Origin of the sequence: Heyndrickxia sporothermodurans, from assembly GCF_003055045.1 — a bacterium.
GTDB classification, from domain to species: domain Bacteria; phylum Bacillota; class Bacilli; order Bacillales; family Bacillaceae_C; genus Heyndrickxia; species Heyndrickxia sporothermodurans.
The window spans coordinates 350,988-371,961 of record NZ_NAZB01000019.1 but is presented as its reverse complement, the minus strand read 5'-3'; the positions used below and the strand labels follow the sequence as shown (position 1 = coordinate 371,961).

Below are 20,974 nucleotides of genomic sequence, written 5' to 3'. Positions count from 1 at the left end.
ACATATTAAGAATAACAAGTTTATCGTATCGATTTCAAATAATGGAGTCCGAATTACTAATATTATTTTTACTCGCAGAATTGGGACTTCTGTTATAATTGAATTAGATAAAAATATAAAACAAAAAGTAAAGGAATGAATGCAATGGAAACAGTATTTCATGAGTTAAAGGATGGATGGAATCTAGTTGCACATATTAATTGTAAATTATATTCAAATGACAACGAATATGTTTTGCTAGATTGGGATAATGACATTTTAATCCAATTTGCAATTAATGATGATTCCTTTGAAACTACTAGTTCTTCATGGGGATTAAAACTACGATTCAATTATAATTCTAAAACGGTCTATATTGACAATGAACCAGAAGAGTTCGAAGATGAAGAGTAACAAATTTTAGACCTTTTTTCTAAAATAACAGGTGGATTTTCAATCATATCATTTTACATATGAAGTGAAAATCCACGACTACTTTTTTCAGATAGGTCTTGTCCTAGAAAAGAGGGAGAACATGTTTATTTATAAAATAGATGATGAACTGTCTTTAAAATTAATTGAATTAAATGATACAGCAAAGGTATTTGAGCTAACGAATCAATCTCGAGGTTATTTACGTGAATGGCTACCGTGGCTAGATTCAACTACGATGATCGAAGATACGAAGAATTTTATTTCTAGCTGTTTAAAAGGCTATAGTGAAAATAAAAGTTTAACTACAGTCATTCTATACGATGGCGAAATTGTCGGAACCGCTGGCTTCAATCAATTGAATTGGTCCAATAAAACGGGACAAATAGGATATTGGTTAAGCGAGGATTTTCAGGGAAAAGGGATAATGACAAGAGTGGCTAAAGCATTAACCGACTATGCATTTAAAGAACTGAAGCTAAATAAAGTCGAAATTAAAGCAGCCGCAGAAAATAATAAAAGCCGGGCGATACCCGAAAGACTCGGCTTTATGAATGAAGGATGTATCAGGCATGCGGAATGGTTGTATGATCATTTCGTCGATCACATAGTCTATGGAATGCTGGCACATGAATGGAATCAACAAGAATAGTACCTGCATAAAATGAATGATCAAACATTTAATGTGGAACGGGGTGGGGCTATGACGCTATTTGGATGGATTTTTTGGGGAGCTATCATTTTGTTTATAATCATTTCGTTTATATATTATAAAAAAGGGACAAAACGTTCCGAGAAAAGTATAAATCAGCTTGAAGCAGATGAACAGTTTCGTAATTCCTCTAAATTTCCTTACTAGATGGGAATAAAGTACCATTTCATTGGTGTTTAGGAAATTATAAATTTTACGCATTGTGGATAACTTTGTTATATAAAATGTCTACGTCCAGCGCAAGCAGCCATCGACTAGAAAAATTCAGGACTTTTCCCTACGATAAGNNGAGCAAGGCGCTTCCGCTTTTGTTCCTACAAACAAAAAAGCTAACACGTCGGTTAGCTTTTTTTGCTTTTATATGGTTATTTTTATTTGTCCTTAATTCCTTGATATACATTTACTAATCCAATTAATATATGCATGATCATTCCGACAACTGGAATAAAAGCAATAATATTCCCGATTATCCCAAAAACAGAAGCAGATTTAGCTTTTACCGCTATAAATGATAAAACCAAACCAATAAAATGAAAAAATATTAACGCTCCAAGCGGTGCCCATGCATGACCGATGATGATAGCTCCTCCGATAAATGGTATTCCGAAAAACAATTCAACAAAACCAATGATGATTTTATAAAAACGTAATAGTGAGTCCATGTTTTTATTATCCCCTTTTTTATGTGAATTATACCATTAACTATGCTTGCATGACATAGATTAGAGCGGAATTAATTAATAAAAGGGGAGTGTTGATGTTAAAATTATGCAAACTCTTGAGGTTTTTTAAAAAAGGGCTAAATAAATAGATTTAACTTTCCAATCCTTTCAATCGCTTCAGTTAATCGTTCTTCCGATACTAACAAACCAACTCGGATATATCCTTCGCCATATTCTCCAAATCCCTTGCCGGCCGCTACAGCTACATCGGCATGTTCGAGGATAAAATCAGCAAACTCTTCACTTGTGAAGCCAGTTGGGATAGGAAGCCAGGCGAAAAACGATCCCGCAGGCGCTTGAACATCCCAGCCAATTTTCTGACAGGCTTGAAGCAATGCATTTCGACGACTTTCATAGCAAGAAACCAATTCATTCACACATTGTTGATCACCGGTTAAGGCTTCAACAGCTGCTTTTTGAATAGCAGGGAAAAGACTGACATATAAATGGTCTTGTATGAGGTTAAGCGCTTCAATAATTACTGGATTCCCAACTGCGAAACCAACCCGCCATCCAGCCATATTATATGTTTTTGATAGTGTATACATTTCAACACCAACATCTTTCGCACCATCCGCTTGGAGGAAGCTGATCGGCTTCTTACCGTCAAAACCGATAGCCCCGTAGGCAAAATCATGAAGGATCGTAATTTGATGTTCTTTCGCAAATTCAACCGTTTTATTGAAAAAATTGAGATCCGCTGTTGCCCCAGTAGGGTTGTTTGGATAATTTAAATACATTAATTTTGCAGCAGTCTTTTGTGTATCCGGAATTGATTCGTAATCGGGCAGAAACCGATTTTCGGGCTTTAATGGAAAGGTTTCATACCGAACATTAGCTAAAACGGTTCCAGAAAGATAATCAGGATACCCTGGGTCCGGCAATAACATTATTTCATTTTCATTTAATAGACACATAGGCAATTCGACTAATCCTGCCTTGGCACCAAACAGAATCGCCACTTCGGTTTCCGGATCAATACTGACATTGTATTGGTTTTTATAAAAGGTAGCTGCAGCCTGCTTTAATTCGCTCAGACCACGAAAGGGCGAGTATCTATGTGAACTAGGGTCTTCTGCAGCAGCTTGCAAGGCTTTAACAATATGTAGGGGAGTTGGTTGGTCAGGATTTCCCTGACCTAAGTTAATAATATCCCGACCTTCCTCAATAGCCTTAGTTACTTTCCCTACAAGTGATGCAAAAAATTGAACCGGTAAATTTTTTAAACGTTCTGATATTTCCATACTAAATTATTCACCTACAATGTGATAAGGGTTTGACCGCTTGCCAGTTATTCGAAAATGTATGCTAACACTTCTAATGCTTGCTCGATTGTTTCGACCGTTACATTCGCTTTGTTTGAAAGTTCTTTTAAAGGGTGGATTAAAGACTCAGGGCGAACAATAATCGTTGGTTTATTCATCGTTATTGCTGCACTTGCATCCATTGCTGTATTCCATTGTTTATATTTTTCACCGAAGAGAGCAATAACTACATCGGATTTTTGCATAAGAACCTGCGTACGAAGATTATTAATACTTGATGCGGCATCATCTCTAAAGAATTGATTTGGTTGTTCACCAAGAATTTCTTCCCCAATATCATCTGATTTGTCGTGATTCGTTTGTGGAGAAACAAAGTGAAGTGGCAATTTCTTTTCCTTCGCTTTTTGAATAAGTTGTTCACGCCAATCATCATGAATTTGGCCGGCAAGATATACAGTTAGTTCCATTTTGTTTCCCTCCAAAAGTTTAATATTTTACCTATTTGTTGTTTCTAGCATTATTTTGGCAAAATCTTTGCCAAATTGACGGCAACGCTCTTCTTCTCCGTCTTCGGGCATCAAATCAATTTTCAGCCCATCTAAGACGACATTTGCACCAATATCTGTTAATTTTTCAGAAATCAAATCTACCGCTGCACAAAATGTTTTTTCGTAAAAAGAATCACCAGATCCAAATACCGCGGCGGTTTTACCAGTTAAATCATATGCGTCCATTTCCTCATAAAAGATCATAAATTCATCAGCAATGACGCCACCTTCATATGTGTAGGAACCTAGAATAATTCCGTCATATTTTAGCATTTCCTTTGGATTCGCACGAAGTGATTCGCGTACGGTAATTTCAATTCCTTCTTCTTTTATCGCTTCTTCAATTATTTCCGCAATGACCTCGGTATTACCGGTCATACTTGCATATACGAGTAAAATATTTTTCATGACAAGACCTCTGTTACTTTTTCTATTGATGTTTTCCAATGATTATCTTATCATATCGTTTTTATCATTACTTAATAGAAAAATTGAATTTACTTTAAATCTACCACTCCTCTAATTGAAATATTATGAATAGTTTATCATTTAAGTGTTTTTTACGCAAAGAAGACTATTTATTAGTTGCTTTTTTTCGAAAACTGTATAAAAATTGTGGGAAAAACAAGGTAAAAGGAATCACGGGAGGCATCCTAATGGGAAGAGAAAGATATACAAATTTAAACGGAAATAGGAATGTTAATTCATTCAATGATTTGCTCAAATGGCAGCGAGAACGTCGAATGAAAAAGAAAGATTTATCCTATATCGTTCCTCAAGCTTCCGATAAAAAGATTGACTACTTACAGTCGAATAGACATGAAGCAACCATTACTTGGATCGGACATTCATCCTTTCTTATTCAAATGAATGGATTGAATATTGTAACAGATATCGTATGGGCAAATCGGATGGGGCTGGACATACGTTTAACGAATCCCGGCATACAACCCGATGAAATGCCGGAAATTGATGTTGTCTTAATTTCCCATAGTCATTATGATCATCTTGACATCCCTTCATTAAAAAAGTTAAAAGGAAGCACAATGTATTTCGTTCCAATTGGGCTAAAACCTCTATTAAAAAGAAAAAGGTTCCAAAATGTAAAGGAATTTAGTTGGTGGGATAGTACTTTCATAGATGATGTAAAGTTTACCTTTGTTCCCGCGCAACATTGGACGAAAAGGTCATTAACTGATACAAATACATCCCATTGGGGTGGATGGATTATTGAAGCAAGTGAGAAAACAATCTATTTTGCGGGTGATAGCGGTTATTTTGACGGATTTAAAGAAATTGGTAGAAAGTACAAAATCGACTATGCATTAATCCCGATTGGTGCCTACGAGCCTGAATGGTTTATGTCGTCCCAACATATTAATCCGGAAGAGGCGGTGAAAGCATTTATAGATGTAAAGGGGCGCTACTTTATCCCAATGCATTACGGTGCATTTCGATTGGCTGATGATACACCGAAAGAAGCTCTCGATCGATTATTGATTGAATGGGAAAGAAAAAAATTAGACAAATCCTCATTGTTTTTATTGAAATTAGGTGAAACCATCCGTGTGGATTAAACAAACATTAAATAAGACATTTATCAATCTCATACAAAAAAGTGATATGTGAACGTTCACATGTCACTTTTTTTGTTGTACAAGAAAAAAACAGACACGACTATCCGTCGAAGTATGAAAAGTACTGGATATTGGAGGTTCCACAGTGGTGATTATCTGGTAATAAACAAGATAATACGATTACTTTTTTTGCTGAAGAGGTCGATTTTTCACAGATTGTATAATTTAGGTATTTTCAGGACAATATATCTTTGTTCTTATCAAAATAAGATTGTTTTTACGAGGAGGGAACAAACTGAAATATTTCATCATTAGTTATTCACTCTATTTTAAGATTTCACAGCATGAGGAGGTATTTTCGTGAAACGTTATTTAAAGGCAGCAGGTTCTGTTTTGTTGGCCGGAATGGTTCTTGTCGGCTGTCAATCGAATAATAACGGGACCAATAAATCCGATAACAATCAGGCAAATCAAGTTAAGGATACCGGATTCCCTAATTGGGGTTATGACCTTCAACATACTCGTCATGTGCCCTATAAAGAGATTACAAAAGATAATGTAAAAAAAATGGGGATTGTTTGGCAACAGGATATTTTAGAATGGAATAAGGATGTTCCGAATTTACAAGAGGATTTTCCTATCGTACAAAACGGGGTCATGTATGTGACTAGTGCCAAAAATCATGTGTTTGCAATCGATGCCAAAAGCGGAAAGAAACTATGGGCATGGACACCTCCTAAGGAGGTACTTGATCATATTAATAGCTTGCCATGGCAATCCAATGTCGCAAGTAGAGGTGTCGCTGTAGCCGAAGGAAATGTATATGTCTTAATGATAGACAATCGGCTGGCCAAACTTGATGCGAAAACAGGTAAACTGAAGAAAATGGTCAACTTTTGGGATTATGAACCTACCATTAAGTTAGAGAATAGATACTACGAATCCTCAGCCCCAATGTATTATGATGGCAACGTTTACGTTGGAAGCAGCGGCGGTGATAATGGTACACGAGGCTTCGTTTGGGCGTTTAAAGCAGATACCCTTGAACCGCTATGGAAGGAACCGTTTTGGACCATTCCAGAAAGAGGAAAGGGATGGGTGAAAGGTAAATATACTGGTGGAGGTTCCGTATGGACACCGATGTCATTCGATCCGGATACAGATATGATGTATTTTGCTGTAGGAAATCCAGCTCCTGACTTTTACGATGAAGACAGAAAAGGGAAAAATCCATATACGGATTCCATTGTCGCTTTGGATAGTAAAACAGGAAAATTTAAGTGGGCATCCTCCCAAGTTGATCACGATGTATGGGACTACGATGCTGCCGCGACACCGATGGTTCTCAATGCCAAGGTCGGCGGGAAAAAACAAAAGATTGTGGTTGAAGGCGGCAAGAATGGAAAATGGTATGCATGGGATGCCAAAACTGGAAAAACCATTTACGATGGTGTACCGTTTGTGAAAATTAAACATTCGAAACCATCAAGTGACCCGAATAAAGTTCAACTTCAATGGCCGGGTACACCAGGTGGAGAGAGTTACGCTCCTGAGACTTATGATCCTGAAACCAACTATGTGCTTATTCCGGGTATTAATAGCCCGAATGTAATGTTATCAGCGAAAGATCGGAAAGAGATTGCCAAAGATAACAATACCTTTCCTGGAACGAAGATACTCCCTTTACCAAAAAATATTATTCCATCCGGTAACATTACTGCTATAGACGTTAATACCGGGAAAAAAGTATATCAAATCAATACTGACGATCCGATGTATGGCGGATTCACAAGTACCGCTACCGGTCTCGCTTTTTACGGGGAAATGGACGGAGCAGTGAATGCTCTCGATATTAAAAAAGGTAAAGTATTATGGAGCATGAAAAGTGGCGGAAAAGCAATTAAAATGGCGCCTTCCATTTATATGGTTGACGGCAAGCAATATGTTGCGGTGATTACGGGCGGAACGAGAGTTGTCGTTTATGGACTTGGCGGTAAGGAAAAAATTGCGACCACTAATAAGAATGCAAAATTACAAGGGCAAGCCGACGTAGTTGTCAAACCAGAAGAGGTTTACAAAAAAAGTTGTATATCCTGTCATGGAGATAATCTTCAAGGCGCAACAGCTCCAAACCTTCAACATGTAGGTAAAACAATGTCAAAAGAAGAAATATTGAATCAAATCTTAAACGGCGGCGATCGCATGCCAGCAGGACTGGCTAAAGGTGCCGAAGCAGAAGCACTAGCAGAATGGTTATCGAAAAAGAAATAATGTTTCGGAGAAAGTGAATTTCTTCATAAAAGCGGTCAATTTCTGAAGCAATCCGAGCCCGATTTCTTCATTCGGGCTCATATAGTTTTATTTTCAGTGGTGAAACCTATAAACGATAAATAAGGATGGTGTAAAATGAGGAACCTATCGAAAAATACCATGCGATTCAGTGGTGGTGTCGCCTTATTAATTTGCTTGCTCATTGGCTTTGCTTCTCCAACCTTGACTAGTGCCGAATCCATGTCAAATCAAGGCTTAGGTTCGGCAGAAGTTAACGGAATTAAGCTGACAATCAATGGATATTCCATCGTAAACCACGGTCAAAACATTAGGCTGTATTATACGATACATTCAAAATCGGATATTCAAGTAAATCCAAACGCCAAGAGCCTAATGGCAAGTCCGCATATATGGGTGGCACACACGTTAGTTCGTGAAACTTCCGATACTTTTAAAAAAGTAGGTAAAAACGAATATAAAGGGACGATAGAAGCCCAACTTCATCAATACAGACCGGAAAAACCTCATGTAACATTTAAGACTGATGGGATTTTTAATCAAAATGGTGAATGGGCGATTGACTTTATTTTGAATAATGCTGAATACTAAAATAGCTAACATTGGTTTGAATGCCCTAAAAGCATAGTAGAAATTTTATGTAAAACAGCGCTTCTTGGCTAGGAAGGGCTGTTTTACGTATTTTTCCTTGTATCTGTATGGATTACTAGAGAATCTCTTTCCTTTTTATAATGTAAACGCCTTCATAAAATTTTCTTCTTCTTTCCTTTAAAAATAGGAGTATAATGATAAAAAAATGTAAATAGGAGAAGAGGTCATTGAAGAAACAGAGCAGTTATAGATGGGTCGTTTTTGGTGTAGTATTGTTCTCCTATTTTCTTATAGTGAGTCAACGTACCGCTCCTGGTTTAATTTCAGAGCAATTAATGAAGGAGTTTCATGTTTCAGCTGCAGTTATAGGATTATTAACGAGTATTCAGTTTTTAGCTTACTCAGGTCTACAAATACCGATTGGAATTTTGTCCGATCGTTTTGGCCCTAATTATTTTCTTATTTTCGGAACACTTCTTAATGGTATAGGTACCTTAATATATAGTATCGCACCAAACGAGGGGTTTTTACTTTTTGCAAGATTGTTAGTTGGTATAGGTGATGCAGCGATTTGGGTTAATTTAGTACTTATTTTAAGTCAATGGTTTAAAGCAAATGAATTCGTACAATTACTAGGATTTGCAGGAATGAGTGGGAGCCTAGGATTTTTAATGGCAACTGTTCCATTTTCCGCTTCTATTGATCTCATCGGCTGGAGAGCCCCATTTCTTATCATAGGATGCCTTTTATGTCTTTTTGGGATTCTTCTTTATATTGTTCTAATAAAAAAACCGATACAAATGAATATTACACCGATAAACGTGAATCGTTCTATTGATCATTCCAGTAAAAAAGGTGATAAAACGATTGTTATTCTAAGACGACTGTTTTCCAGTCGTCAAGCATGGGCAACCTTTTTATGCCATTTTGGTGTTGTCGGAACGTATGTAGGTTTTATTGGATCTTGGGCAGTTCCATTTGGGATGAACATGTATGGAATGACACGATCAGGCGCTAGTCAATTAATTATGATTGGATTAATCGGTGCGATTATTGGTGCCCCTTTAACAGGCTGGGTTACGAATCGTTTGAATATGATAAAGCGACCATATTTAGTCGTTCATATTTTTACGTTGTGCAGTTGGGTTACTTTTTTCTTATGTGGAGGTAAGCCACCATACTACCTGGTTATCATCCTTTTTTTAATCATAGGATATGGTAATGGTGCAAGTGCTTTAACTTTTGCAGTCGTTCGCCAATCATTTCCAATCAAGGAGGTTGGTGTCGTTTCAGGATTTGCAAATACCGGAGGATTTTTAAGTGCTGTCCTATTACCGAGTATTTTTGGAAAAGTATTAGATTATTTTCACGCGGGTTCTATAGGATATCACTATGGCTTTATTATTCCAGTTGTCTTTTCACTTTTTGGGCTAGTTGGTGGGATGATGATTAAGGAAAAGAATCAAGAGGTGAACCAATCTCGAGAATTAACTGTGTAACATATTAAAGGAACATAGGAGATTGCCTATGTTCCTAAATCTTTGTATTATGCTTATCTATTTTAATTTCACTGTTATTGGCGGTAATCTTTTTTCAGGTAATAACATAGAAAATGGCACTGCTAATGAATAGTTTTCCATGTTGAAATTATCTATCCCATATTTTCCATCCAATTTAAATGTTGCTTGGAATTGTAGATTATCACTGTCCAACACTTTGATTGTACTTCCTTTAACAAAGTGTCCCATTGCCGGTCGATCCTTGCCAATTTCTGAAGAATCAATAAGCTTCATATTTTCACCGAAATTTTCTAAATCATAACTTAATTTTTTTGTATCTATATGATCTAGTGAGTATTGCATAGTTAATTTTCTTTTATTTTGTTGAATTCGATGAACCTTCAATGTTGCATTACCACGATTACTTTTCATTTCAAACCCGTTTTCATTTAGCGGGTGGGTAGTATAAGATTCAGAAAATCTAATATAAGGATAAATTTTTAGAAACTTTGTGTTTTCAGTTATTTTACCAATAGTCGAGCGTTCCTCGGATTCAATCCTGTTATTAACTTTTTTTCTGCCGAATTCGATCCCTGAACTTAATACTGGGATTTCATTGCCTTTATCATCTATAACTTTATCAATCCGCGCCATGTCGTCTTTGCCGGAAAGTGAATAGATGGCTTTATAGTCTAAAACTGCCGATCCTTTTCCGATCGTAATTGTTTCGAAATTTATTTTTTGTTCATTATCAATACTTTGTATAGACTCCCCAATATTCACCTTTTTGTTAGCCAATTGTTGAATTGGAATATCAAATCTCCATTTTCCTTTTACCTCATTAAAGGATGTAAAAGTGAGCGGCAACGTCATATGTTGCGGAAGATCTTTGTCTGGATAATCAATAAGGATCTGACCAACACACCCATCTGATGTAACTTTTCCACCGTACTGAGCTCCCAGATCCCACTTATAACTGCCGTCCGCAATTTTTACATCATACCAAAAATCATTTGATTTTGGTCGAAAGTGATCGACCTTAAAAGTTACACTAATTCTCCCACCATCATAATACACGCCGTTGACGGTTACACCTAGACCATTGCTGACCGCTTGTTGATTTAATTGGGTTACCAGTTTACTAGTTGTTAGATTTTCACCAACTGAATCATGAAAGGAAGAATAAATTTTCCCCATGATTGGTACATCTGCCAGAACACGTCCCATTTGTGGAAAAACAAATCCTGAACCGAAAAAACCAACTATTAAAGAAGAAGCAATCAATGGAATTACGAATTGTTTCATTTTCGGTTTAGTGGTTTTTTCTCTTTGAGCTTTTAATATTCCACTCTTGATTACCGATCGAACTTCATTATGTGGCACATCAATCTTCTTCATTTCGTCATTAATCCACTGTTTATCCATGAATCATCACTTCCTTCTAATAATTTCTTTAATGATTTCCTGGCACGGTGTAAATACGATTTCACAGTTCCCTCGGGTACCTCCATATGCCAAGCAATTTGCCGTATAGGGAGGTCGTGGTAATAATAGAGGAGAATCACCTTTTGATAATTTACCTCTAATTGTTGAATTGCTACTTGTAAATCGATATTTTGCTCAGACTGTATCGGCTTAGTTATGGATTCAGCGGCAAATTTGCTTTCTTCGTTGATTTTTACTACTTTTTGTCTCGTACGTAATAATTCATAGGCATTATTGATCAAAATGCGCATTAACCATGTTTTAAAATAGCTCGGTTCTTTTAATTTATCTAATGACAAGTAAGCTTTATAAACGGTTTCTTGAACAACATCAAGTGCATCCTCTTTGTTATGTACGTAGATGTAGGCGGTACGATATAATTGCTCTTCATATTTGCCAATAAGCTCTTCAAAAGCTTTACTGTCACCTTTACGCGCCTTTTTAATTCGCTTTATTTCATCCATCCTTCATCCTCCTTTCACCTATTAGATAGTGTTTTGGATCATTGGGTTGCAAAAAAATAAATATTTTTTTAAATGAGGTGAATATGGAGTATGTTAAGTGTAGCACTTGTTGAAAACTAATTCTTACAAACTAAACTAATATTTATTGACTTAGCTAATGAGGTCGGATTTCCACTAATATTGTTAAAAAAGAGAAGAAAAAGATGATAAGTATATGTAAACCCTTCGGTATTTTCAAAGTAAAATAATAGGTAAATGAACCGTTCATTCAAAAGTTCATTTAGGAAGGGGTAAATGATATTGGATAATTCAACTTGGTCTGTAAAAGATAAATATGTTTTAATTACTGGAGCTACGAGTGGGATTGGTTTGGCGGCTGTTAAAGAGCTAGCATCCCGTGGTGCAAATATAGGAATCATTGCGCGTAATCAAGAAAAAGCAAATAAGGTGGCGGACGAATTAAAACAATCATTCGGTCATAAGAAAAACATTGATGTATTTCTTGCAGATATGGCTTCTCAGCAATCGATACGAAAAGCAGCAGCGGAAATTCTAACGAAATGTCCTAAAATAGATATTCTAATTAACAATGCCGGAGCATTATTTGAAATACGTCAGCTTACTGAGGATGGAATTGAAATGACTTGGGCGGTAAACTATTTAGCTCCTTTTTTACTAACTTCCTTATTAATCGAGAGAATGAAAGAAAATGAACATGCTCGTATTATTACAACGGCTTCACATGTTCATAAAATGGCCAAAATGGGTATAAATTTCGATGATTTAAGTGCGGAACAACTCTATAAATCTCCAAAGAAATTCTTCGGTGGTCCAACTTTGCGTTATGGAGAAACAAAGCTTGCAAATATTTTATTTACTTTAGAATTAGCAAGAAAACTTAAGGGAACCAACGTCTCTTCTTATTGCTTCGATCCCGGATTAGTAGCCACCAATTTTAATCAAAATAATGGATGGTTAGCTCGCAGTACGATGGCAGTGATGAAGATGTTTTTACGAACGCCTGAAAAAGGTGCTGAAACATTAGTATGGCTCGCCGATTCAGATGAGGTAATCGATCATAGTGGTCTTTATTATGCGGATATGGAAGTGGCAACACCATCTGTTCAAGCGCAAAATATTGATTCTGCTAAGAAATTGTGGAAAATAAGCGAGGATCAAGTGCAACATTCTCTTAAACTGATTAGTTAGATTAATTATATTGGAGAGTGAATACGGTTGTCATTAGTAGATGGTCAAAAAATAGATCCTGCTCATGAAGAAAGAAAATCTCAAATAAAGAAAGCGGCATTGAAAGTATTTGCACAACATGGGCTGACTGGAACAAAAATGAGTATGATTGCTGCAGAAGCAGGTATTAGTCAAGGCTTAACTTACCGCTATTTTCAATCAAAGGACGTCCTTTTGACTGAACTTGTTCAAGAAGCAGTTGAAGAAGCACACACCACAATCAAGAATATACATTCATATTCAAGTACGCCAATCGAACAAATGAGACTGTTAACTAGAAGAATGCTCGAGGAAAATCATAAAAATTATTTTCTCATTCTCCAACAGGCAAATATTTCACCGAATGTCCCAAATGACGTTACGATCCTTTTGAAAAAATATTCTACCAAAAATATTATCGATGAGTTGATCCCTCTTTTCGTTAAAGGACAACAAATAGGTCAATTTTGTGAAGGAGATCCTGATGAGCTTTTATACCTCTTTTTTTCTGTTATTACCGGATTAATGCTTCAAGATATTCCATCATCGTCTTTAAATAATCCACATTCGATTGAACTCATCATGAAGATTTTACAATAGAAATTGTTAAATATGAATACTTTTTGTAAATACGGATTGACAGATTTTATCTGGTTCTTAATTTATTTAGAAACAAAAAAAGAAAAAGAACATTTCAAAAAAATAATATAAAATCGAATTCACATACGTTAAGAAACCGAGTTTTTAAATTAAAGCAGTTTTCTTTTTGGCTCCTAGTAAAATTGTAGGATTTATCAAAAAATGATATAAAATACGAACGTATGTGCTATAATAAAGAAGACATAGTTTGCAGGGTGGGCAGTGGTCACTTCCTCGTGAAGGAGGTGATTGCTGATGATCACAGTATACGAAGCCATTTCACTTATGATCACTTTCGGATCATTAATCGTTGCAGTGATTGCAGTTGTTATTTCTCTTATTAAACGGAAATAACCCACCCTGCTCAAGGCCGTGAGTCAAGGGGTGGGTTATCCATCTAGGGCCACTGCACTTCTTGCAGTTTACTGTGTTAGGAACATTGGGTGCAACCAATGTTCCTTTTTATTATTTTCTGTTATCTTCAGTATATACAAATTATACGAGTGAATCAAATGTATTCTGCTATGATTTATCCCCAATTTAAGTTGTTATATAAATTACCAAATTATCGTTATTTGCTCTTTCAATCGTTGGTAAGCACAGTCTTTGTACGGTTTACTATAATTATTTTTATGTTTACAATAGTAAAGTTAGCAAAACGCAATAAACATAACAAACAACAGATTTATAAATAATTGAAGACAGTTCTTACACCGAGGAGGTTATAAAATGATCATCGAAGTAATTACGGATTCGAAGCATGATTCAATAATTGCTGAACAAGCAGGAGCTCATCGAATTGAATTAATTACAGGGGTATTAGAAGGTGGACTTACACCTAGTTATGGGTTAATTGAAAGTGTATGTCAGTCCGTTACAATTCCCGTTAATGTTATGATTCGACCGCATAGCCGAAGCTTTTGTTATACCGAGGATGAACTGAAAATGATGGCACAAGATATTAAAATTTGTAGAGACTTGGGTGCAGCGGGAGTCGTTTTTGGAGCTATTACGGAAGATAAGCATGTTGACGAGCATGCCTTAAACTATTTAATTTCCGCATCAAAGGGATTAGATATTACTTTTCATCGAGCTTTTGATGAAGTTCACGATCAATTTGAAGCATTAAGTATTATTGATCAACACGAGGAAATATCTAGGATATTAACATCTGGTGGGAAAGCTAAAGCGATCGAAGCCACTAATCAACTCCAACAATTAGTTGAAAAATCAAATAGAGTGGAAATTTTGGCTGGTTCAGGGTTGAAACCAAGTAATATTACTCAACTTTTAGATGATGTTCACGTTTCGGAAATTCATTTTGGCACTGGAGTTCGTTTTCAAGATAGTTTTTATCAAGATATTGACCCAGAAAAAATTCACGAAGTTATAAAGATTGCTGAAACATATTCTAAGAGAAAATAAACGAATGTTGAACCTACTTTTTTGAAAAGTAGGTTTTTTGTTTTATTAGAAAAAGTTTAACTGACATTCATTGAAGCAATTGTTCGTATGAATTGAAAAAAATTCCTTGTTATTTAAATTTGAGTGTGATATTCTGTACGTGGAAACGGTTACATAAAAAGGGGTGAAGCGAACTGGCAACAATTCGTGAAGTTGCGAAAGCAGCTGGTGTATCAGTTGCTACGGTTTCTAGAGTGTTAAATGAAACCGGTTACGTGCGTGAGGATACAAGAAAGGCTGTTAATGCAGCGATTGAAAAATTAAATTACAGTCCGAATGAGGTAGCACGTTCATTATTTAAACGAAAATCAAAACTTATCGGACTTTTATTACCTGATATTACAAATCCTTTTTTTCCGTTATTAGCTCGTGGTGTAGAGGATGAAATGAGATTGCACGATTTTCGTCTAATATTTGGAAATACGGATGAAGATACCGAAAAAGAAAAAGATTATATCCAAACATTTCAACAGAATAATGTTATTGGTCTAATATCTATGACAAATAACTTAAGTAAATCGACATATGATGATTTGTCGATTCCGGTTGTCTTTCTAGATCGAACATCTACGAGCCTTCCGTCCGTATATGCAGATGGTATGGAGGGAGGACGAATCGCTGCAAGGGAAATGATTAAAAGAGGTAGCAAACGAATAACATTAATTAAAGGTCCGTCCCATTTGCAGACTGCCAGAGATCGTTTTCAGGGAGCACTTGAAGTGCTAAGTTCTTCTGATGTGAACTTTTATGTAATGTCAACGTCTTCCTTTTCTTTTAATGACGCCGAAAAGTGGGCGAAAGAGATGTTTGAAAAATATGGAGATACCGATGGGGTTATTGCTAGTAATGACATTGTGGCAACTGCGGTTTTACATGAATCATTACGTTCAGGAAGATCGATACCTGAAGACATACAAATTATCGGTTTTGATGATATTCCGCATAGTGCATTGTTATTCCCTCCGTTATCAACGATTAGACAACCCGCCTATGAAATGGGGAAAGAAGCAGCAAAACTATTGATTAAACAGATAAAGAACAAAAAAGATGAAGAACAAAATATTCAATTACCAGTTACGTTTATCGAAAGAAGTACAACGAGAAAGGTTGATCAAGATGTCTAAAATTGTCGTTATTGGTAGTTCATCAATCGATTTGGTCGTTTCAGCGGAGAGACGACCGAAAGCTGGTGAAACGATTATTGGGGAATCATTTAAAACGGTTCCAGGTGGAAAAGGGGCGAATCAGGCAGTTGCAGCAAGTCGTTTAGGAGCTCAAGTTTATATGATTGGCTGTGTAGGTGATGATAACTTCGGGAAAGTAATACTTGATAATTTTAAAGAAAATGAAGTAATTATCGATTGTGTGGAACCGGTTACGGGTGTTGAGAGTGGTACAGCACATATAACACTTGCTGAAGGTGATAACAGCATTATTGTTGTTAAAGGGGCGAATAATTATGTAACTCCTGAGTATGTCAATCAAGCCAGAAATATTATTGAAAATGCGAAAATTGTGTTAATTCAACAAGAAATTCCCGAAGAAACAGTAGAATTTGTTGCTGATATATGTAAAGAGTTAAATGTTCCACTTTTGTTGAATCCGGCACCGGCAAGGGTGATAAGTCCATCTGTAATCGAAAAAGTGGCTTATTTAACTCCGAATGAGCATGAAGCATCCATACTATTTAAAGGTTTAAAGATTGGGGATGTTTTTAAAAAATATCCTAATAAATTATTCATAACTGAAGGCATCCGAGGTGTTCGCTATCATAACGGTGAAAAAGAGGTGCTCATTCCGACGTTTGAAGTTGAAACCGTTGATACAACCGGGGCAGGGGATACATTTAATGCAGCTTTTGCTGTTGCATTGGCTGAAGGACAATCGATTGAAGAAAGTGTTCGGTTTGCTAATCGAGCCGCTTCGCTTTCGGTGACGAAATTTGGTGCGCAAGGTGGAATGCCTTCAAGAGCTGAAGTGGAAGGATGTCTTAAGAAATGAAATTAAATGCAACCGTTGCCCAACAACAAGAACTAATCGGCAAACTTGCCGTAAACGCAGCTGCTGATGTTTTGCAAGGGAAGAGAGTTGAAAAGAATATTCCGGCCCCACTGAAGCTAGTTACAAAAAAATAAAATCTGCCCTCATGTCCTCTTATCCATCGACATGGGGGTTTTTCATATTTACTTATGCTATAATGAATATTCAATTTAAAATGGGAAGTGAAATTAATGATAAAAATCGATATACCTAAACCTGATGTAATTATTACGAAAAAGAAACCACTAGAGGATGTAAAAGATCATAAAATAAGTAGTGAATATGGATTTACAGACTTTCGACAAATTTCAAGAGAAAAAGGTGGAATTATCCTTTTTTATAATAGTAAAGACGAACTTTTATTTGTTGGAAAAGCTAGAAAGCTCCGTCAAAGGGTAACGAAGCATTTTGATGATAATGTATCTGCGATTAAAAAACATCGAGATGAAGTACAAAAAATCGCGGTTATCTATGTCGAAGATCCAATGGAACGTGAAATATATGAAACGTATATTATTAATAAAGAACAAGCAAAATATAATATAGATAAAGTTTTTTATAAATAATATTGAGAAGATAGTGAGATATTAAAAAAACCTAAAATCCTTTCTAGATATTATGTAAACAAATAAAGCCACCTTAAAAGTAGTGGCTTTATTTGTTAGTAGGTTTGCTTCTTAATAAACATTTTTTCCTGGAAGGCTTAATATATTTGTTATTCTAGATTAACAAATGAGGAAATATTATCAAAAGGTATAAAATATTTTAACCTTTAAAATTACCAACAACAACGTCTAGGGTATCCTGGATCAACAACTACATTTCTTGTTACTGGTCGATAAATGTGACGTGGAACATTCACTATATTTTGGCGATTTATATGCACGACGGGATGAATATATGGAACGATCCTTGGAGTGTAAAAATCTCGTACCACATATCTTGGAGGACAATGAATGGGTCTACCATGAAAAGACATGTAATCACCTCCGATGTAAATAAAATATTTATGACAACTATAATACTTAAATAGATAAAAAATATTTAACAAAAAAACATTTCATAAAAGCGATATATCAAATATTCCTTATAACTAAAACTGCTTTATCAAAATCCGGGTTATCTCTATTACTCACCTTTGGTATCTGCGGTTATTAATAACCATAACCACCTCCCATATAAGAAGTACCCACAATGATAAGAAGAATAAACAACACTACGATCAAAGCAAATCCCATTCTGGCTCCGTCCATACTTAACACCTCCTTCTGAATAAATTGGATCATATTTAAGTTATCCACTTTTACATTATGTAAATTAGAACAGTTTCGAGTGGACAAATGTGTAAAATAATAGAAAATCAACAATTGTCTAAGTGATTTATCCCTTAACTAGAATCCCGTAAATCAGTAAACAAATTATTAAGGCAAGCATTTTTTAACGCTGTATTTAAATCCCACAAAATGATAACGTTTTCATCTGAATATTTAGATAATTTTTATTTAATTTCTTGATTTAAAGTGCTATAATGTAAAAATTATAGGAAAATTCTGCAGAAGGAAGGTAAAAGGATGAGTCAAGAAATGGTGAAAGCAAAAACAGTACAAGTGGAAGACATTCTCATTGCGTATCAACAGCTAAAAGATATTGTGGCGCATACACCATTACAAAAAAATGAACGATTATCAGAAAAGTATCAATGTAATGTGTACTTAAAAAGAGAAGACTTACAATTTGTTCGTTCATTTAAACTTAGAGGTGCCTATTATAAGATCAAATCGATTGAAAATGTTGCGCGGGAAAAAGGCGTGATTTGCGCAAGTGCTGGGAATCATGCCCAAGGAGTAGCCTATACATGTCGTGATTTAGGTATACATGGAAAAATTTTTATGCCGCAAACGACTCCTAAACAAAAAATTGACCAAGTGAAAATGTTTGGTCGAGAATTTGTTGAAGTGGTTCTTACCGGGGATACATTTGATGATTCATCAGCAAGTGCCTATGAATGTGCGGATCGAGAAGGAAGGGTATTTATTCATCCTTTTGATGACGAAAATGTCATTGCCGGTCAAGGAACGGTTGCTGTCGAAATTTTAAATGATGTGGAAGAAGCACCTGATTATGTTTTCGCCAGTATCGGCGGGGGAGGATTAATGTCCGGAATTAGTACATACATAAAAAGTGTCACTCCTTTAACAAAGCTGATTGGAGTGGAACCTAGTGGGGCTTCAAGCATGAAGGCATCCATCCAAAATGGGTCTGTACATACACTTTCCCATATCGATAAATTTGTTGATGGTGCCGCGGTAAAGTGTGTAGGTCAAAAAACCTTTGAAATCTGTAATCGATTAGTAGATGATATTATTCCTGTTCCGGAAGGGAAGGTTTGTACATCCATTTTAGAATTATATAATGAACATGCGATCGTAGCCGAACCAGCAGGGGCACTGCCAATTGCCGCACTTGATTATTATAAAGAGCAAATCAAAGGGAAATCCATCGTTTGTGTCATTAGTGGAGGAAATAACGATATTGGCAGAATGCAAGAAATCAAAGAAAAATCGCTCATTCATGAAGGCTTACTCTATTACTTTATCGTGGACTTTCCACAAAGGGCAGGAGCACTGCGGGAATTTTTAGATAATGTTCTAGGACCGGACGATGATATAACAACATTCGAATACACGAAAAAGAACAATAAAGAAAGCGGCCCAGGACTCGTCGGCATCGAATTAAAACGAAGCCAAGACTACCAATCCCTCATCGAACGAATGAAGAAAAAAGGCTTCCCATTCACCGAACTAAACAAAGACAGCAGCCTTTTCCATCTACTAATTTAGGTGTTACTTAGGTGTCAGGCACCGAGTTTGGACATTTGTCTTCCACAGAAGGACTTTTTCGAGGATTTTGAAGTAATATTATGAAAAAAGTAGGCTGACCGATTTGTTTTTTACAAATTGGTCAGCCTACTAATTTATTAATATATTAAATGTTATCCGCGAATAAAGCGGTGGATTTCGCGGTTTCCGATGAATCTTTTGGATTTTTCATCCCATAGTTTAAAGGTAAGGGACTTCAAACTTGTCCATAACGTTAATGTCGGTACATCTTGAAGACTTGGATCACTTTTATGGGCTTTTTCAAGATAATAATTTGGTACACGAGAATTTAGATGGTGCACATGGTGAAATCCAATATTCCCTGAGAACCATTGTAAAAGTTTCGGAAGTTTATAATAGGAGCTTCCTTTAAGGGCTGCTTCAACATAGTCCCAGTTTTCACCACTTTCGAAGTATCCATCCTCAAATTGATGCTGTACATAGAATAACCAAACGCCTCCAAAGGAAGCAATATAAAATATAGGTAATTCCACTAATAAAAAAGCTTTCCATCCTAGTGTAAATCCAAGAACTAGCACAACAAAAAGTAAAACAATATTTGTCATCCACACATGTCTTTTTTCTTTTTTCGTAGCTTTTTTTCTATTAAATCGATACGAGATTAAAAAGAGATATAACGGTCCAATGATGAACATAATGAATGGATTTCTATAGATGCGATACCATACCCGTTTAAGAACTGAAGCTCCCGCATATTCCTGTAATGTCATTGTCCATACATCTCCGTCACCACGTTTATCCAAATGTCCATTTGTTGCATGATGGAGGGAATGACTATGTTTCCATTGTTCGTATGAACAAAATGTAAACAAACCTGTAATTATTCCAACAATTTCATTCGCTCTGCGATTTTTGAAAAAGGAATAATGTGTGCAATCATGAAAAATGATAAATGTCCGAACTAAAAATCCAGCCGCTGGAATAGCACATAAAAGTGTCAGCCAAAAGGATATATTTAGACTAAAATATGCTAGCACCCACAAAATAAGGAACGGACCAACCGATGTAACAACCTGCCCAACACTGGTCGATAATCTCGGCCGTTCAAATGACGCTAATTTTTTCTTCCAATCACGTAGACTATTTTTTGAATGCTTTCCCATAGAAACACCTTCCTTAATAAAATGATTTTAGGTTCTTT

General features: G+C 36.0%; 23 protein-coding genes and 1 pseudogene. 15 read left to right on the top strand and 9 right to left on the bottom strand.

The features are described 5' to 3' along the window. Nucleotides 1-144 precede the first annotated feature (144 nt). Nucleotides 145-393 carry a hypothetical protein gene (locus B5V89_RS09575; RefSeq protein ID WP_066229591.1) on the top strand — a complete coding sequence of 83 codons (249 nt, stop codon included), beginning with the start codon at nt 145-147 and terminating at the stop codon, nt 391-393. Between the two features lie 121 nt (nt 394-514). Continuing rightward, nucleotides 515-1,063 (top strand): GNAT family N-acetyltransferase, encoded by a 549-nt coding sequence (locus B5V89_RS09570; RefSeq protein WP_108071670.1) that lies wholly within the window; start codon nt 515-517, stop codon nt 1,061-1,063. A gap of 431 nt (nt 1,064-1,494) precedes the next feature. Here the strand turns inward: B5V89_RS09570 and B5V89_RS09565 are convergent, their stop codons facing one another. From B5V89_RS09565 to B5V89_RS09550, 4 genes are all read right to left on the bottom strand, one after another. Beyond that, nucleotides 1,495-1,785: a hypothetical protein gene (locus B5V89_RS09565; RefSeq protein ID WP_066229585.1), complete on the bottom strand. Its 291-nt coding sequence runs from the start codon at nt 1,783-1,785 to the stop codon at nt 1,495-1,497. A gap of 137 nt (nt 1,786-1,922) precedes the next feature. Next, a complete protein-coding gene (locus tag B5V89_RS09560) occupies nt 1,923-3,089 on the bottom strand; it encodes a pyridoxal phosphate-dependent aminotransferase (protein WP_108071668.1) in 1,167 nt (388 codons plus the stop codon). A gap of 47 nt (nt 3,090-3,136) precedes the next feature. Continuing rightward, nucleotides 3,137-3,577 carry a YtoQ family protein gene (locus B5V89_RS09555; RefSeq protein ID WP_066229580.1) on the bottom strand — a complete coding sequence of 147 codons (441 nt, stop codon included), beginning with the start codon at nt 3,575-3,577 and terminating at the stop codon, nt 3,137-3,139. A 27-nt stretch (nt 3,578-3,604) separates the two neighbouring features. Next, nucleotides 3,605-4,066, bottom strand: coding sequence for a flavodoxin (locus B5V89_RS09550; protein WP_108071666.1), 462 nt, complete (start codon nt 4,064-4,066; stop codon nt 3,605-3,607). A gap of 248 nt (nt 4,067-4,314) precedes the next feature. On the opposite strand from B5V89_RS09550, the gene B5V89_RS09545 reads away from it, so the two are divergent. The 4 genes from B5V89_RS09545 (at nt 4,315) to B5V89_RS09530 (ending at nt 9,614) form a co-directional block, all read left to right on the top strand. After that, on the top strand, nt 4,315-5,235 hold the full coding sequence (locus B5V89_RS09545) for an MBL fold metallo-hydrolase (RefSeq protein WP_108071664.1): 921 nt from the start codon (nt 4,315-4,317) through the stop codon (nt 5,233-5,235). Nucleotides 5,236-5,595: 360 nt separating this feature from the next. Further along, the gene (locus B5V89_RS09540) at nt 5,596-7,506 is read left to right on the top strand and encodes an outer membrane protein assembly factor BamB family protein (protein ID WP_066229569.1); all 1,911 of its coding nucleotides are present in this window, start codon (nt 5,596-5,598) and stop codon (nt 7,504-7,506) included. Nucleotides 7,507-7,641: 135 nt separating this feature from the next. Further along, nucleotides 7,642-8,115: a hypothetical protein gene (locus B5V89_RS09535; RefSeq protein WP_066229567.1), complete on the top strand. Its 474-nt coding sequence runs from the start codon at nt 7,642-7,644 to the stop codon at nt 8,113-8,115. 227 nt (nt 8,116-8,342) lie between these two features. After that, nucleotides 8,343-9,614 (top strand): MFS transporter, encoded by a 1,272-nt coding sequence (locus B5V89_RS09530; RefSeq protein WP_108071662.1) that lies wholly within the window; start codon nt 8,343-8,345, stop codon nt 9,612-9,614. A gap of 57 nt (nt 9,615-9,671) precedes the next feature. Here the strand turns inward: B5V89_RS09530 and B5V89_RS09525 are convergent, their stop codons facing one another. After that, a complete protein-coding gene (locus B5V89_RS09525; RefSeq protein WP_108071660.1) occupies nt 9,672-11,039 on the bottom strand; it encodes a DUF4179 domain-containing protein in 1,368 nt (455 codons plus the stop codon). After that, complete coding sequence (locus B5V89_RS09520; RefSeq protein WP_108071658.1) at nt 11,009-11,563, bottom strand: sigma-70 family RNA polymerase sigma factor; 555 nt, start codon at nt 11,561-11,563, stop codon at nt 11,009-11,011. The genes B5V89_RS09525 and B5V89_RS09520 overlap by 31 nt, the downstream gene beginning before the upstream one ends. Before the next feature lie 294 nt (nt 11,564-11,857). Here B5V89_RS09520 and B5V89_RS09515 point away from each other — a divergent pair, with 294 nt between their 5' ends. The 8 genes and pseudogenes from B5V89_RS09515 to B5V89_RS09480 all read left to right on the top strand — a co-directional run bounded on the left by B5V89_RS09515 (nt 11,858) and on the right by B5V89_RS09480 (nt 17,499). Beyond that, a complete protein-coding gene (locus B5V89_RS09515; RefSeq protein ID WP_108071656.1) occupies nt 11,858-12,772 on the top strand; it encodes an SDR family oxidoreductase in 915 nt (304 codons plus the stop codon). 27 nt (nt 12,773-12,799) lie between these two features. Next, the gene (locus B5V89_RS09510; protein ID WP_108071654.1) at nt 12,800-13,390 is read left to right on the top strand and encodes a TetR/AcrR family transcriptional regulator; all 591 of its coding nucleotides are present in this window, start codon (nt 12,800-12,802) and stop codon (nt 13,388-13,390) included. 294 nt (nt 13,391-13,684) lie between these two features. Beyond that, nucleotides 13,685-13,783 (top strand): putative holin-like toxin, encoded by a 99-nt coding sequence (locus tag B5V89_RS09505; protein WP_084347531.1) that lies wholly within the window; start codon nt 13,685-13,687, stop codon nt 13,781-13,783. Nucleotides 13,784-14,158: 375 nt separating this feature from the next. After that, nucleotides 14,159-14,854: a copper homeostasis protein CutC gene (locus tag B5V89_RS09500; protein WP_108071652.1), complete on the top strand. Its 696-nt coding sequence runs from the start codon at nt 14,159-14,161 to the stop codon at nt 14,852-14,854. A 173-nt stretch (nt 14,855-15,027) separates the two neighbouring features. After that, nucleotides 15,028-16,017 carry a LacI family DNA-binding transcriptional regulator gene (locus B5V89_RS09495; protein ID WP_108071650.1) on the top strand — a complete coding sequence of 330 codons (990 nt, stop codon included), beginning with the start codon at nt 15,028-15,030 and terminating at the stop codon, nt 16,015-16,017. Further along, nucleotides 16,010-16,894: a ribokinase gene (rbsK, locus tag B5V89_RS09490; protein WP_108071648.1), complete on the top strand. Its 885-nt coding sequence runs from the start codon at nt 16,010-16,012 to the stop codon at nt 16,892-16,894. The genes B5V89_RS09495 and rbsK overlap by 8 nt, the downstream gene beginning before the upstream one ends. Further along, a pseudogene (locus B5V89_RS09485) lies at nt 16,894-17,028 on the top strand (D-ribose ABC transporter substrate-binding protein); the annotation flags it as partial. The gene rbsK and the pseudogene B5V89_RS09485, both read left to right, overlap by 1 nt. A 96-nt stretch (nt 17,029-17,124) precedes the next feature. Beyond that, on the top strand, nt 17,125-17,499 hold the full coding sequence (locus tag B5V89_RS09480; protein ID WP_108071647.1) for a nucleotide excision repair endonuclease: 375 nt from the start codon (nt 17,125-17,127) through the stop codon (nt 17,497-17,499). 212 nt (nt 17,500-17,711) lie between these two features. On the opposite strand, the gene B5V89_RS09475 is transcribed toward B5V89_RS09480, so the two are convergent. Continuing rightward, on the bottom strand, nt 17,712-17,912 hold the full coding sequence (locus B5V89_RS09475) for a hypothetical protein (RefSeq protein WP_084347529.1): 201 nt from the start codon (nt 17,910-17,912) through the stop codon (nt 17,712-17,714). Between the two features lie 175 nt (nt 17,913-18,087). Further along, nucleotides 18,088-18,171, bottom strand: coding sequence for a YjcZ family sporulation protein (locus B5V89_RS09470; RefSeq protein ID WP_162492896.1), 84 nt, complete (start codon nt 18,169-18,171; stop codon nt 18,088-18,090). A 333-nt stretch (nt 18,172-18,504) separates the two neighbouring features. On the opposite strand from B5V89_RS09470, the gene ilvA reads away from it, so the two are divergent. Then, complete coding sequence (gene ilvA / locus B5V89_RS09465) at nt 18,505-19,773, top strand: threonine ammonia-lyase IlvA (RefSeq protein WP_066229547.1); 1,269 nt, start codon at nt 18,505-18,507, stop codon at nt 19,771-19,773. Nucleotides 19,774-19,925: 152 nt separating this feature from the next. Here ilvA and desA read toward each other — a convergent pair whose 3' ends face one another. Further along, the gene (gene desA, locus B5V89_RS09460; RefSeq protein WP_107920260.1) at nt 19,926-20,936 is read right to left on the bottom strand and encodes a Delta(5) desaturase DesA; all 1,011 of its coding nucleotides are present in this window, start codon (nt 20,934-20,936) and stop codon (nt 19,926-19,928) included. Between the last annotated feature and the right edge of the window lie 38 nt (nt 20,937-20,974).